Raw genomic sequence first — 12,726 nt, forward strand, 5'->3', positions numbered from 1 at the left:
CCGTCGCAGGTGCCGCCGATGAGGATGTAGTAACGGGTCGCCTCGTCGGCGCTGGCGCTCACCGGAGCGGAGCCGAGCAAGGTCGTGACCAGCGCTGCCAGCGCGAGGCCGGCACCCCCGAAGCGGTTGGTCTTCTTCACGGTCATGAGGTCCTTTCGCTTTGCTGCCACCGGATGTTCGCGCTCTCCGGTGCGCCCGCAGCACACCAGCTCGTGATCACCTCGTGAGTAGGATCTGGAAACTCTGGAATCTTCGAGGGGGCCTTCCCGTGCTCGACCCGGCGCCGCTGGTCACCGCCGCCGATCTGGGCCGCGAGCTGAAGTCGTGGCTGCGGCGCGGGGACAACCGCCGGATCAAGGTCGCCGCGCTCGCCAAACGGCTGGAGGTCTCGCAGAGCACGCTCTACGCCTATCTCGCCGGGACGACGCTGCCGCCGAGCCCCGTGCTCGACGACCTGCTGTGCGCGCTCAACCTCCCAGCTCAGGACCACCGCCGCCTGGTCACCGCGCGCGATGCGCTGTGCCGCAGGCGAACCGCGACGGAGTCCGGGGCGCTCAAGGCTCCGGCCGCGCGCGAGCCGCTGGTCCCCCGCGAACTGCCCGCCGATCCGGGACCGCTGACCGGGCGCTCGGCGGAGATCGTCACGCTGGACCGAGTGCTCACGGGCAGCGTCGGCATCGCGGTGATCTCCGGGTCTGCGGGGGTGGGCAAGACCGCGCTCGCGGTGCACTGGGGACACCGCGTCGCCGACGAGTTCTCCGGCGGATGCCTGTACGCGGACCTGCTCGGCTACGCGCAGCACGAACCGCGCGATCCGGCTGATGTGCTCGCGGGCTTCCTGCGCGGACTCGGGCTCGCCGACACCGACATCCCCGCCGAAGCCGAGGAACGCGCGGCCAGGTTCCGCAGCGCGCTCGCGGGTCTGCGGGTGCTCGTGGTGCTCGACAACGCCCGCGACGCCACGCAGGTCCGGCCGTTGCTGCCGGGCAACCGGGACTGCTTCGTCGTGGTGACCAGCCGCAGCGACCTCCCCGCGCTGCACCTGCGGCCCGGCGCGCACCCGATCAGCCTCGCCCCGCTCGTCCAGCGCGACGGCGTGGACCTGTTGCGGCTGCACCTGGTTGGTCGGGAGAAACCCCAGCGCGAAGCCGTTCTCGCGCTCGCGGAGCGCTGCGCCGGGCTGCCCTTGGCGTTGCGCATCGTCGCCGCGCTGGCCTCGACCCGGCGCCAGCTGTCGCTGAGCGATCTCGCCGCCGAGCTGACCGGGAGCTTGGGTCAGCTGGACGTCGGCGAGCCGGACGGATCGGTGCGGTCGGTGTTCTCCTGGTCGGAGCGCAGCCTCGAACCGAGCACCGGCGAGGCGTTCCGGCTGCTCGGCGTGCACCCCGCGCGCGAGGTCGACGCGTTCTCCGCGGCCGCGCTGCTCGACGCCGATCCCTCCGCCGCGGCGCGGGCGCTGGACGAGCTGGCGAACGCCTACCTGCTCACGCCAACGTCACTGAGCCGCTTCGGCATGCACGACCTGCTGCGCGAGTACGCGGGTGAGCAGGCTGGGGCCACGATCACCGAGCCCGAGCGCAGGGCCGCCATCACGCGGCTGCTCGACTACTACGTCACGGCGGGCGCCAAGGCCATCGAGGTCCTGCACCCGCCCGGCGCCAAGATCGAGGCGGAGTGGCTGGCCGAGGTCGCGCTGCCGCCGCTGCGCACCGCGGCCGAGGCGAAGTCCTGGGTGGAGGTCGAGTGGCAGAACCTGCTCGCGGCGGTGAGCTTCAGCGTGCGCGACGGCTGGCCGAGCCACACCGTGCGCCTGGCCGCCGTGCTGCGCCGCCGCATGCTCGACAGCGACCGGCACGGTGACGCGCTCGCGATCCACGAGCACGCCGTGGCCGCCGCCAGGCTCATCGGTGATCGCCGCGCCGAGGGAATGGCGTTGCAGCACATGGGAATGGCGCACACACGGCTCGGGCGGCTCAAGGACGCGCAGGAGGTGCTGCGGCACGCGATCGTGGTGTGCCGCGAGGCCGGGGACAGCTACGCCGAGGCGGGCGCGCTGAACCACCTCGGCATCCTCTACGAACGGCTCGGCCGCTACGCCGACGCCGTGGAGTGCTACGACGCCGCGCTGCCCATCGCCGTCGCGCTGCAGTTCCCGCACGGGGAAGCCGCGCTGCGCACCAACCTCGGCTTCGCGCGCGGGCGGCTCGGCGAGCACGAGCAGGCGATGCGGGACTGCGTCGCGGCCGTCGCGATCCACGAGGAGCTGGGCGATCCCGGCAGCATCGCCGCCGCGCTCGGCAACCTCGGCGAGGTGTACCGGCTGACCGGCCGCCACGCCGAGGCCTTCGAGCTCTACGACCGCGCGCTCACCCAGGCGCGCGAGGTCGACGCGGTCAGCGTGGAGACCGAGGTGCTGCGCTACATCGGCGAAACGCACCTCGCCGCGGGCAACCCCGCCGGAGCGCTCTGCGCCTACGAGGCCGCCGTGACGGCCGCGCGCATCACCGGTGACCGCTACGAGGAGGCGCACGCGCTGGACGGCCTGGCCCGCGCCCACACCGACCCCGCCCTCGCGGAGACCACGTGGCGCGAGGCCCTGGTGATCTTCCGCGAACTGGGCCTGCCCCGCGCCCGCCACGTCTCCTAGCCCTGTCCCGGCGTTTGGCAACGTGATGCGAAAGAGAGCGCCCCCCATTCACAACGCGTAGCCACAACGTTCGAAGGCGGACGCGCGGATACCGGAGAGCCGCCGCGCGTTGCCTTGGTTCGGAGGTTTCACACAATCTCGTTGGGACGCAACGCGGTGGAGCGCATCGGGATTCTCCTGAGCGTGACCACTGTTGAAGCTCTGCTGCGACGCCCGGCCGTGACGGTGGCGGGCGTCGGGCTCGCGCTCGTCCTCGCGTTGTGGCAGGTGCCGAGCGCTCTGTTCGTCGATCTCGACGTCTACCGCGCGGGCGCCGAGGCGATCATGACGGGCAAGCACCTCTACGACGACCAGTTCCCGCCGCGGCCCCTGGTGTACCAGCTGCCGTTCACCTACCCGCCCTTCGCCGCGATGCTGTTCACGCTCCTGACACCGTTCTCGCTCAAGGCGATGGGCTACGTGGTCACCGTGGCGACGGCACTGGCGCTGATCGGTGCCTGCGTGCTCGTGGCTCGCGCGTGCGGTCTGCGCCCGGCCGCCGCTGCCGGGCTCGGCGCCGTGGTGGGCGGGTTGTCGGTGCTGTCGGAGCCGGTGGCGAGCACGATCGACCTCGGCCAGGTCAACACGGTGCTGCTGGTGATGGTGGTCGCGGACTGCCTGCTCCCCCGCACGCGGTGGCCGCGTGGGCTGCTGATCGGCATCGCGGCCGGGATCAAGCTCACCCCGGCGATCTTCGTGCTCTACTTCCTCGCCCGTCGGCGCTGGCGTCCCGCGCTGACCGCGGTCGGGACGTTCGCGGGCACGGTCGCGGTCGGCTTCGCGGTGTCGACGGGGAACTCCGCCCAGTACTGGTTCTCGACGCTGTTCAACACCGACCGGATCGGCGGCCCGGAGTTCCACACCAACCAGTCGATCCGCGCCGTGATCGGCCGGTTCGGCCTGGTCGACGAGGAGGTCTTCCCGTTCTGGGTGGGCGGCATGCTGCTGACGCTCGCGATCACCTGCTTCGTGCTCCGGCGGTTGCGGAGCGAGGCGCCCGCGCTGCTCGTGGTCGCGGCGGCCGGGCTACTGTGCTCGCCGGTGTCGTGGAGCAACCACTGGGTGTGGGCGACCGTGCTCGCCACCGTCGTCGCCGTCGAACTGCTGCGCCGACCGAGGTGGAGCCTGCTCGCGCCGGGGCTGGCAGCGGTGGTGTTCTTCGTCGGCCCGCACAAGTTCGTGCCCGCGGGCGACAAGCGCGAACTGGCCTGGACCGCGACGCAGTGGCCGCAGGGCAACGCGTTCTTCCTGGTCGCGGCCACGGGGCTGCTGACGCTGCTGGTCGCGAACTTTTCCCGGCGCGGTGACAACCGATCCGGTGACAGCGGGATAGGAACAGGTGAGAGGGCACAGGTCGGTCTGGGGAGCGGTGATGACAACCGCCGATGACAGGGTCCTGGTGCTGCTGCCTCCGCGTCCGTTCGCAGGCAGGGCACGGGGCAGCGGGTACGGGGTGACGATGGCGACGGTTGACGACGGTTTCGTGGAGTTCGTCCGCGAGCGATCCTCGACCTTGCTCAGAACGGCGCGGTTGCTGTGCGCGGGCGACCAGGGAGCGGCGGAGGACCTGCTCCAGGAAGTGCTCGCGCGCGTGTACTGCCGGTGGAACCGGATCGTCGGCGATCCCGAGCCCTACGTGCGGACCGCGCTCTTCAACGCCGCCAAGCACCGGTGGCGCCGCCGCTCCCGCCGTGTGGCCGAAGCCCGCTGGGACGAGACGGTCGTCGGCGACCACATGCCGCACCACGACGGCCCCGAGGACCAGCTCGCCGCCCGTGACGAGGCGATGCGCGCGCTGGCGAGGCTGCCGCCCCGGATGCGCGCGGTGATCGTGCTGCGGTTCTTCGAGGACTTCTCCGAGGAGCAGACCGCGAACGTGCTCGGCTGCTCGGCGGGCACCGTCAAGAGCCAGACCTCGCGCGGGCTCAGCAAGCTGCGCGGGCTGATCGACCTGTCCGGCAAGGCCGCCGCCGAGCCAGTGGAGGAACCGCGATGACCACCGAGAGCGAGGCCCTTGCCCAGGTGCTGCGCGCTGCGGTGTCCGATGTGGACACTCCGGCGGATTTCGCGGAGACCGCGCTGCGCAAGGGAAAGCGGCGCAAGCAGCGGGTGCGCGCGAGCATGGTCGGCGCCGCGCTCGCGGTCACCGCGATGCTGGGCGGCCTGCTCTCCGGCGTGCCCAGCTGGCGGGCGGACTCCGAGCAGCTCACCCCGGCCAGCGACGTCCGGCTGTCCAGGCCGACCACCGGCGAGCTCGCCGGCGACGCGGCATTCCTCGCGAGGGCGCGCACCACGTGGGAACGGGAGCTCGCCGCCCACGTCGAGGTGGCCGCGTCCATCGCCCCGGCGGGCTGCTGGGAGGCGGTCGGGCGGCCGCACGTCCTGTGGGCGAGCCGCACCGGCGCCGGGCCCGCGGCCGTGCTCGTGCAGGCACTGCGCGCCAAGGGCTCGTGCGAATCACCGCTTCCCAAGGGCGGGCTCACCGTGATCGGCGTGTTCGGGACCGACATCTCCGACGGCAGGGAGCACCTGCTGGGGGTGGACACCGGCGGTGGCGGTGTCTTCCTCCTCGGGCCGAACGCGGTCGTGATCGCCGCGCAGGAGAGCCAGGCGCGCTACTTCTCGCCCCAGGTCGAGTTCGCCCCCGACGGCACGGCGTCGCGCAGGTGGACCGAGCTGGTCTACCAGAACGGGATCGCCGTCTCCTCCGCTGCCGCACCGGACTCCCCCTGGGGCAGCGCGTCGGTGTTCGTCAAGCACAAACCGGCCGACCCCGGCGCGTCCATGTCAGCGCAGAACCGGGTCCGGCCGGTGGAGACCGACCTGACTCGCGCGCGGCTCACCGGGCGGGGAGGCGGCCTGCCCCTGCCCGGGCTGCAGTGGGCAACGCTGCAGGGCCACCTCAGCGGCCCGGTGCTGAGCCTCGCCGAGCGGAGGCAGCGTTTCACCGACGCCCTCGACCACTTCCGCTTCACCGATCCCGCTTTTCGGGAGTGGTACACCGCTGGCCGCTCAGGCGCGACGCAGCTCGGCGGCTGGGACATCACGGCCGCCCTGCCCGACGGGCGCACGGTCATCGTCAGCGAGCGCGTGATCGGCAACGACATCCGCAGCTACGCCGCGCTGTTCCGCGTGGACAGGGCCGAGCGGGTGGTGCGGGGCTCGAAGATCGACCGCGGCGCCGCGCTGCCCGTGGTGGTGCGACTGCCCGACGCTCAGGGGTGGATCGTCGCCCACCAGGGCGCCGCGCTGCGGTGGCGCTCGGCGGGCGGCGCGTGGAACGCCGTGCCGGGCGACGCGGCCCTGCTCCCCGATCTCGCCGACACCGTCGAGGTGGTGCTTCCCGGCAAGGCCCCGGTCGAGGTCGCACTGCCCAGGTGACGCACGAGAAAACGTGAAGGAATCACACCACAATGCTGCACGCTCAGGATTTCAGCGTTATTTGAGTGGCACCCCCTAGCCTTTTCCCGTGCCGGGAAACCACCCGCCCCCGGCACCACGCGCGGCCCTTCCGCGTGGAGCACCGGCCACGACCCCCAGACGTGGCACCTCCACCGCGACGCGGGCCGCGCCGGGACCGCGGCGTGCCGGAAGGTGCGCCCGCCGGTGACCGCACCGTCCTTTGTGGACGCCCGGTCCCCGGCACGCCGCGGTCACCCCCTCGGTTTCACTCGGATTTCAGCGCCCGCTCCTACGGTCGCCGACATGAATCGCATTCGAGCAATCGTCGTCATCGGCGTTCTCGCGCTGACGGCCGGCGCCTCCCCCGCGCTCGCCTCGGCGCCGACGGTCCGCGTCGGCGGCGGCTCCGGCATCGTCTTCGGCAAGGGCAAGCCGGTTCCCGCCACGGGCGCGACCTGGTGCACGATCACCACCATCGGTCACGACCGGGCGGGCGAGCTGGTCGGGCTGACCAACGCCCACTGCTTCTACGGTGAGGACAACAAGCCGGTCCTCGGCGACAAGGTCTACTACAACAAGACCCCCGCGGGCACGGCGGCGCAGCCCGCCAAGACCTCCGAGACCGACCTGGAGACCGGGGTGATCGGCACGGTCGTGCACGTCAGCGCCAGCAACCCGGTCGGCAGCCCGACCAATCCCGGCCTGGACTACTCGGTGATCAAGTTCGACAAGGCCAAGGTGGTGCCGACCGCGACCGTCGGCGCCCTGACGATCAAGGGCATCGGTTCGCCGCCCACGCCGGGCACCCGCATGTGCAAGCAGGGTCAGACCACCGGCCTCACCTGCGGCTTCATGATCAGCACGAGCGGCGTGTACTTCGGCCACACCATCTGGGAGGGCCCCGGCGACTCCGGTTCACCGGTGGTGCTGGACGGCAAGCTCATCGGCAACCAGTGGGCCGCCGGGCTGAGCACCTCCATGAACGCCATCGTCGCCGACATGGACAAGCGCGGCGAGGCGGGTGCCGGGTTCACGCCGGTCGCTCCCTAGCCCGGTGCGGCGCGTCCGCGCGGGCGCGCCGCACCACCGCCACCAGCCGTGCGCCCAGCACTGCCGCGCATCCCAGCGCCGTCACCGCGAGCGTGATCATGAACGTCGGGTAGAGGTAGGCGACCTGCGTCCACGCGACATCGCGCCCCCGGTAGAGGAAGCTCACGATGCGGTGGACCACGGCGAGCAGCACGATCGGCAGCACCAGCGGCATCAACCACAGCACTGAGCGCCCCTTGGCCGCCCACCTCCGCGACCGCGCGACTCCGCGCACCGCGAGCAGCCCCACCGGCACGGCGAGCAGGAGCAGCACCGCGTCCGTGACGATCGGCGCTCCGTTCGCGGGCGCGGGTGTCCTGCCTTCGAGCAGCGCCACGATCCGATCGCCGATCGCCTGCGCGTCGCCGTACTGCGTGCCGGTGTTGGCCATCACCGCCACGCCGTAGCCCGACGCGGGCAGAAGTGCTTGGTACGCGGTCGAAGTGGTCAGATCGCCGCCGTGGTGGACCAGGGGCCGGCCAGAGGCGGTCCTGCCGAAGAACCAGCCGAGCTCGTAGGACTTCGTCGAGGTCGGCGCACGCCCGTCATGCGCGATCAGCCAGGCCGCCATGTCGCGCGCCGAGCTGAGCACTCCGCCGGAGCCGTTGCCGAACCCGGGGGCTTCGGGCAGCGCCACGGGCATCCCCAGGACCTTCACGTGCCCGCGCGCGCTCGGTGGCAGGTCGTCGGCGGTGTTGATGCTGCTGCTGTCCTTCATGCCCATCGGCTCGAAGACCGTGCGCACCAGGTAGTCGCTGAACGGTGTTCCGCTGACGACCTCGACGAGGCGAGCGGCCACTTGGAAGTTCGGGTTGTGGTACTCGAACTTCGTGCCCGGCGCCGTGGCAAGGACGGCGTCGCGCATCCCGGCGACCGCCTCGCGCAACGTGCGGACCTCGGGCCCGCTGAAGGAGCGGATCGTCGTGTCCGACATGCCCGAGGTCTGGTCGAGCAGCTGCCGCACGGTGATCACGGCTGCGCGCGGGTCGGCCATCGTGAACTCCGGCAGGTGCGCGACCACGGGGTCGTCGAGCCGGATGCGGCCGTTGTCCACGAGCGTCAGCACGGCCCTCGCGGTCATCGACTTGCTCACCGACGCCACGGCCATGCTCGTGCGCTCGGTGATCGGTTCGCGCGCCGCGGTGCGGCCGTAACCGGCCACGCGCACCACCGACGCGCCGCGCGTGACGGCCACGGCCACGCCCGGCACGGCGGCTTTCTCTTGGTACTGCTGGACAATCGCGTCGATCTCGGCCGGCACGTCGGCGTTTGGAACGATCGTGGTCGCGGCGAGGACGACCGCGGACAGGAATGAGCTGAGCACGTCCTCAGTCTCGGCACGATCGGCTCGCTCCACATCGGACCCTGGTCCGATCTGTGTCTTACCACGGTCAGATGTGGCGGCGGGGCGAAGCGCTTACGGTGATGCCATGCGCAAGTTCGGTATGGCTGCGGTCAAGGCGGTGGATGTGCTCGCCGCTGCCACGGTCGTGGTGCTGGCGGTTCTCCGCGCGCCGCAGGCTGATCTGCTGGCGTGGGCCTTCGCTGTGGCGCTCGGTGGACCGCTCGTGCTGCGGCGGCGCGCTCCCGTGCCCGTGCTGGCCGTCGTGTCCCTCGCGAGCGCGGTGTCCGTCGTCCTAGGCTTCGGGACCGAGGCCGCGCTGCTCGCCGCGGTGCTGGCGCTGTACCCCGTCGCGCTGGCCGGGTTCGGCGCGTGGGGCTTCGCCGGTGCGGCTCTCTGCGTGCTCGGCGCGGGTGTGGCTGTTGTGATCGTTCCCGGGCTGCCGATCGTGCCCGCGCGGGAGGGCGTGGAGTCGTTCTCCACCACGCCGATCGCGACGATGTCGTACTGCTTCATGGCGCTCGCCGGTTCGTGGGCGCTGGCCGCGTTCGTGCGCGTCCGCAAGAGCCAGGAGGTTGAGCTCGCCGAGTTGCGCACCGAGCGCGCCGTCGCCGAGGAGCGCCTGCGCATCGCCCGCGACATCCACGACGTGGTGGGGCACAACCTCAGCTTGATCGCGATGAAGGCCGCCGTTGCCACGCACCTCGCGGAGAGCCACCCCGACGAGGGCAAGGCGGCGCTGCGCACCATTGAGCAGGTCAGTCGTGTCGCGCTCAACGACGTCCGCGCGGTGCTCGGAGCGGTGCGCGACTCCTCCGCCTCCGCCGGGCTCGACCAGCTCGTCGAGGACGCGCGCGGCGCTGGTGTCACCGTCACCGCTTCGCAGTGCGATCTGTCCGAAGTGCCTGCGGCGACACGCATATCGGCCTACCGCATCGTCCAAGAGGCGCTGACGAACGTCCGCCGTCACTGCTCTCCGCCGCGTTGCCGCCTCACCACGGCCGTTTCGGCGGGGCAGATCGTGATCACCGTCGTCAACGAGGGCTCAGCGGCGGCGACCGGTCCTCCGGGGCACGGGTTGCTCGGCATGCGTGAACGCGTCGCGCTGCACGGCGGAGTGCTTGAGGTGGGCGGTGATCCGTTCACCGTGCGTGCCACGGTGCCGTTCGAGAGCGCTGTGCCCTTCGAGGAGGTGGGGGTGTCTTGATCCGGGTGCTGCTCGCTGATGACGAACCCTTGTACCGCAACACTGTTCGCCTGCTCTTGGACGCGGAGCCCGACATCGAGGTCGTCGCCGAGGCCGGCAACGGCCGCGAGGCGCACGAGTTGGCCGCGAGCCGTTCCGTCGATGTCGCCGTGCTCGACGTGCGCATGCCCAGCGTGGACGGCATCGCCGCTACGACGCGCATCACCGCTCTGCCCCGCCCGCCGAAGGTCTTGATCCTGACCACGTTCGACCTCGATGAGGCCGTGTACGCCACGTTGCGCGCGGGCGCGAGCGGCTTCTTGTTGAAGGATGTGCCGCCGCCGCGCCTGATCGACGCCGTTCGCACCGTGGCCTCCGGCGAGGCTCTGCTGGCGCCCAGCGTCACCCATCGCCTCATCGAGGAGTTCCTGCGCGCCTCTTCCCCGCGCCCGCTGCCCGGTGTCACTCCGCGCGAACGGGAAGTGCTCGCCCTGATCACGCACGGTCTGTCCAACTCCGAGATCGAACAACGCCTTCATCTAAGCCGCCACACCGTCAAGACGCACATCGGCCACCTGCTGGCGAAGCTGTCCGCCCGTGACCGCGCTCAGCTGGTGATCGCGGGCTACGAGGCCGGTCTCAACGCACGAGCTGACCCCGCAGGATGATCCGGCTAGGCCGCGTGAGCACGCTCGGGTCGGCGACCGGATCTGCTTCGTAGGCAACGACATCGGCCGGTGCGCCGTCGTCAAGTCCCGGCAATCCGAGCCACCGGCGCGCCGTCCACGATCCCGCGCCCACCGCGACCTCGGCGGGCAGCCCGGCCCGGATCAGCCACTCGATCTCGCCCGCCACCGTCCCGCACGGCGTCGTGTCCGTCCCCGCCAGGACGAGGACTCCGGCCGCGTGGGCCGCGCGGACCGTCGCGGGCAACCCGTCCCAGCCCGCGAGCAGCCACTCCCGGAACTCCGCCGGGGCGCCGTCGAGCTTGTCCACGATCTTCGCGAACGGCGTGAACGTCGGCACCAGCGCGGTCCCCTGCTCCGCCATCCTCGGCAGCAGCTCGTGGTCGAGGTGCATGCCGTGCTCAAGGCTGTCCGCCCCCGCCAGCACCGCGTTGCGGCTGCCTTCCGCCGTCTGCGCGTGCACCGCGACCCGCCCGCCCACGGCGTGCACCGCTTCCACCGCCGCCTTCAGCACCTCCACCGGCACCGCCGGTTCGCCCGGCGACCAATCTCCGATGATCTTGCACCACCCCGAGGACGCCCCGGCTTCCTCGACGGCCGCCGCCACCAACTCGTCCTCGCCGATGTCGCGCCCGTACCCGGCGAAGAACCGCCCCGGCGTCGCCAGCCACCGCCCGCCCGAGCACAACCTCGGCAGGTCCGCTTCGTCGCGGTCCCGCCCCTTCCCCCGATCCGCCGACCCCGGCGACCGCACCAGCAGCACTCCCGCGTCCCGGTGTTCGATCATGTGGCGCCGGTACACCGCTTCGTCGAACTCGTCGCCCGGGTTCACCGTGCCCGGGTGCGTGTGCACGTCCACCAGCCCCGGCAGCAGCCACATCCCGTCCACCACCAGTTCGCCGTCGTCGTCCTGGGCGGTTCGCAGCAGTTCGCCGTCCACGCGCAGGACTCGCTCCTCGCGTTCCGGCAGGACCACACCCTTGATCTTCACCGCTCCCCCTTCATCGCGGACACCCTATGTCGCCAGCCTCTCGTCGACCCTGATGTTGCGCATCGGTTTCTGATCCGGGTCCACCCACCTCGGCGGAATGAATGTCGGCAGCCCGTCTTGGAAGATGATCTCCCAGCCTTCGTCGTGCATGACGTGGTGGTGGTGTGAGCAGAGCAGGACGAGGTTGTCGATCTTCGTCTCCCCGCCGTGAAGCCAATGAACAACGTGATGGGCTTCCGTCCACGCCGGAGGCCGATCACACCCGGGGAACGCACACCCCTTGTCCCGCACCGCCAATCCCTTGCGCATAGCCGGAGTCGCCGTCCGACTGTTACGTCCGACATCGAGCAACCGGCCCTCGCTGCCCAACAGGACGGGCAGGATGTTGGCGTCGCAGGCAATCTGCCGGGCAAGTCCGGCGCTGATCGGCTCACCCCAGGCGGTGAATCCGGTGCCGAGGCTGGCCATCAGGTCGGCGTAGGAGATCGTGACGATCACCTGCGGACGTTCACCACCGTGCGTCGGCAACGCCTTCGCTGTGAGAGCGAGGTCGATGACTTCGGCGAAGGCGTCGGCGTAGCGCTGCTCGGTCGTCCGGTCATCGCCCGCGCGCTTCTTCGCCAGGGCGTGCAGCAGGGACTGGATCTTCTGCCCGGTCAGGGTGTCGAAGCTGCCGATGAGGTGCAGGTGGCCGTGTTCGTCGGTGCCCATCTTCACCGACCGCTGCGCCACCCCCTCCTTCTCGTCCCAATACGTGCCCTCCGGATCGATCGTCGCCCGAGCGACCTTCGCCGCGTACATCAACTGCCGGGGGTTGAGGCGGGGTGCGTGGCGACAGAGGACCTTTTCGACTTTCTTCGCTTTGTCGGCGGGGACTTTGTCGACGGTGTTGGCGATGACTTGCGCGTGCCGGACGCTGATCTTCCCCGCGTGCAGCTTCTTCCGGGTTCTGTCCAACCCCGGCAACTGCTTCACCAACTGACTACGCCGAGCGGCGTCTTCGGGTGCGATTTTCAGGTTGGTGCGCAACAGGACTGTCAGGTCCTTGCAGCCCTGCTGTGCGGGCACGCCCTGAGCTTCTGCTTCGGCGGCGACCTCGATCGCGGAGGCGGTCACGATGTTGATGATCTTTTCGTGCTCGCGCAGGCAGTTCAGTAGCGCGTCGCCGGTCAACTTGTAGGCATCCCGCTCACGAAGATGAGCCTGCAACGAAGCAATCAAACCCTTGGTATCAAACAAGATTCTCCCCCTCGCCTCCCTTCTTCCATTGTCCCAAATACGAAGATCGACATCCTCCCCGAATAGAGTGAACACGTTGCTGACAACGGGTCGGCTTTACCTGGG

10 protein-coding genes are annotated in these 12,726 nt (G+C 70.7%); 7 read left to right on the top strand and 3 right to left on the bottom strand.

Features of this window, described 5'->3' with window-relative positions; genetic code table 11:
• Positions 1 to 268 precede the first annotated feature (268 nt).
• From CCN37_RS32670 to CCN37_RS32690, 5 genes are all read left to right on the top strand, one after another.
• Positions 269 to 2,647 carry a helix-turn-helix domain-containing protein gene (locus CCN37_RS32670; RefSeq protein WP_168200974.1) on the top strand — a complete coding sequence of 793 codons (2,379 nt, stop codon included), beginning with the start codon at positions 269 to 271 and terminating at the stop codon, positions 2,645 to 2,647.
• Positions 2,648 to 2,830: 183 nt separating this feature from the next.
• Positions 2,831 to 4,075, top strand: coding sequence for a glycosyltransferase 87 family protein (locus CCN37_RS32675; protein WP_143261913.1), 1,245 nt, complete (start codon positions 2,831 to 2,833; stop codon positions 4,073 to 4,075).
• The gene (locus CCN37_RS32680; protein WP_246843446.1) at positions 4,059 to 4,682 is read left to right on the top strand and encodes a SigE family RNA polymerase sigma factor; all 624 of its coding nucleotides are present in this window, start codon (positions 4,059 to 4,061) and stop codon (positions 4,680 to 4,682) included. Before CCN37_RS32675 ends, CCN37_RS32680 begins: the two co-directional genes overlap by 17 nt.
• The gene (locus CCN37_RS32685) at positions 4,679 to 6,067 is read left to right on the top strand and encodes a hypothetical protein (RefSeq protein ID WP_086828386.1); all 1,389 of its coding nucleotides are present in this window, start codon (positions 4,679 to 4,681) and stop codon (positions 6,065 to 6,067) included. The genes CCN37_RS32680 and CCN37_RS32685 overlap by 4 nt, the downstream gene beginning before the upstream one ends.
• Positions 6,068 to 6,391: 324 nt before the next feature.
• Positions 6,392 to 7,138: a trypsin-like peptidase domain-containing protein gene (locus CCN37_RS32690; RefSeq protein ID WP_086828388.1), complete on the top strand. Its 747-nt coding sequence runs from the start codon at positions 6,392 to 6,394 to the stop codon at positions 7,136 to 7,138.
• On the opposite strand, the gene CCN37_RS32695 is transcribed toward CCN37_RS32690, so the two are convergent.
• Positions 7,119 to 8,501, bottom strand: coding sequence for a serine hydrolase (locus CCN37_RS32695; RefSeq protein WP_086828398.1), 1,383 nt, complete (start codon positions 8,499 to 8,501; stop codon positions 7,119 to 7,121). The genes CCN37_RS32690 and CCN37_RS32695 overlap by 20 nt on opposite strands.
• A 106-nt stretch (positions 8,502 to 8,607) precedes the next feature.
• On the opposite strand from CCN37_RS32695, the gene CCN37_RS32700 reads away from it, so the two are divergent.
• The gene (locus CCN37_RS32700; RefSeq protein ID WP_086828390.1) at positions 8,608 to 9,726 is read left to right on the top strand and encodes a sensor histidine kinase; all 1,119 of its coding nucleotides are present in this window, start codon (positions 8,608 to 8,610) and stop codon (positions 9,724 to 9,726) included.
• Positions 9,723 to 10,373 (top strand): response regulator transcription factor, encoded by a 651-nt coding sequence (locus tag CCN37_RS32705; protein WP_086828392.1) that lies wholly within the window; start codon positions 9,723 to 9,725, stop codon positions 10,371 to 10,373. Before CCN37_RS32700 ends, CCN37_RS32705 begins: the two co-directional genes overlap by 4 nt.
• Here the strand turns inward: CCN37_RS32705 and CCN37_RS32710 are convergent.
• Both CCN37_RS32710 and CCN37_RS32715 read right to left on the bottom strand, forming a co-directional pair.
• Positions 10,345 to 11,382 carry an amidohydrolase family protein gene (locus CCN37_RS32710; protein WP_246843447.1) on the bottom strand — a complete coding sequence of 346 codons (1,038 nt, stop codon included), beginning with the start codon at positions 11,380 to 11,382 and terminating at the stop codon, positions 10,345 to 10,347. The two genes, CCN37_RS32705 and CCN37_RS32710, sit on opposite strands and share 29 nt — an antisense overlap.
• Positions 11,383 to 11,406: 24 nt before the next feature.
• Positions 11,407 to 12,621, bottom strand: coding sequence for an HNH endonuclease signature motif containing protein (locus CCN37_RS32715; protein WP_168200975.1), 1,215 nt, complete (start codon positions 12,619 to 12,621; stop codon positions 11,407 to 11,409).
• Positions 12,622 to 12,726: the final 105 nt, after the last annotated feature.

Origin of the sequence: Allokutzneria sp. NRRL B-24872 (assembly GCF_002155965.1) — a bacterium.
In the GTDB taxonomy this organism is placed as follows: domain Bacteria; phylum Actinomycetota; class Actinomycetes; order Mycobacteriales; family Pseudonocardiaceae; genus Allokutzneria.

Bases quoted from the DNA above. Each gene is read 5' to 3' on its own strand.
- CCN37_RS32680 (WP_246843446.1), top strand. From the start codon at position 4,059: ATGACAACCGCCGATGACAGGGTCCTGGTGCTGCTGCCTCCGCGTCCG.
- CCN37_RS32685 (WP_086828386.1), top strand. From the start codon at position 4,679: ATGACCACCGAGAGCGAGGCCCTTGCCCAGGTGCTGCGCGCTGCGGTG.
- CCN37_RS32690 (WP_086828388.1), top strand. From the start codon at position 6,392: ATGAATCGCATTCGAGCAATCGTCGTCATCGGCGTTCTCGCGCTGACG.
- CCN37_RS32700 (WP_086828390.1), top strand. From the start codon at position 8,608: ATGCGCAAGTTCGGTATGGCTGCGGTCAAGGCGGTGGATGTGCTCGCC.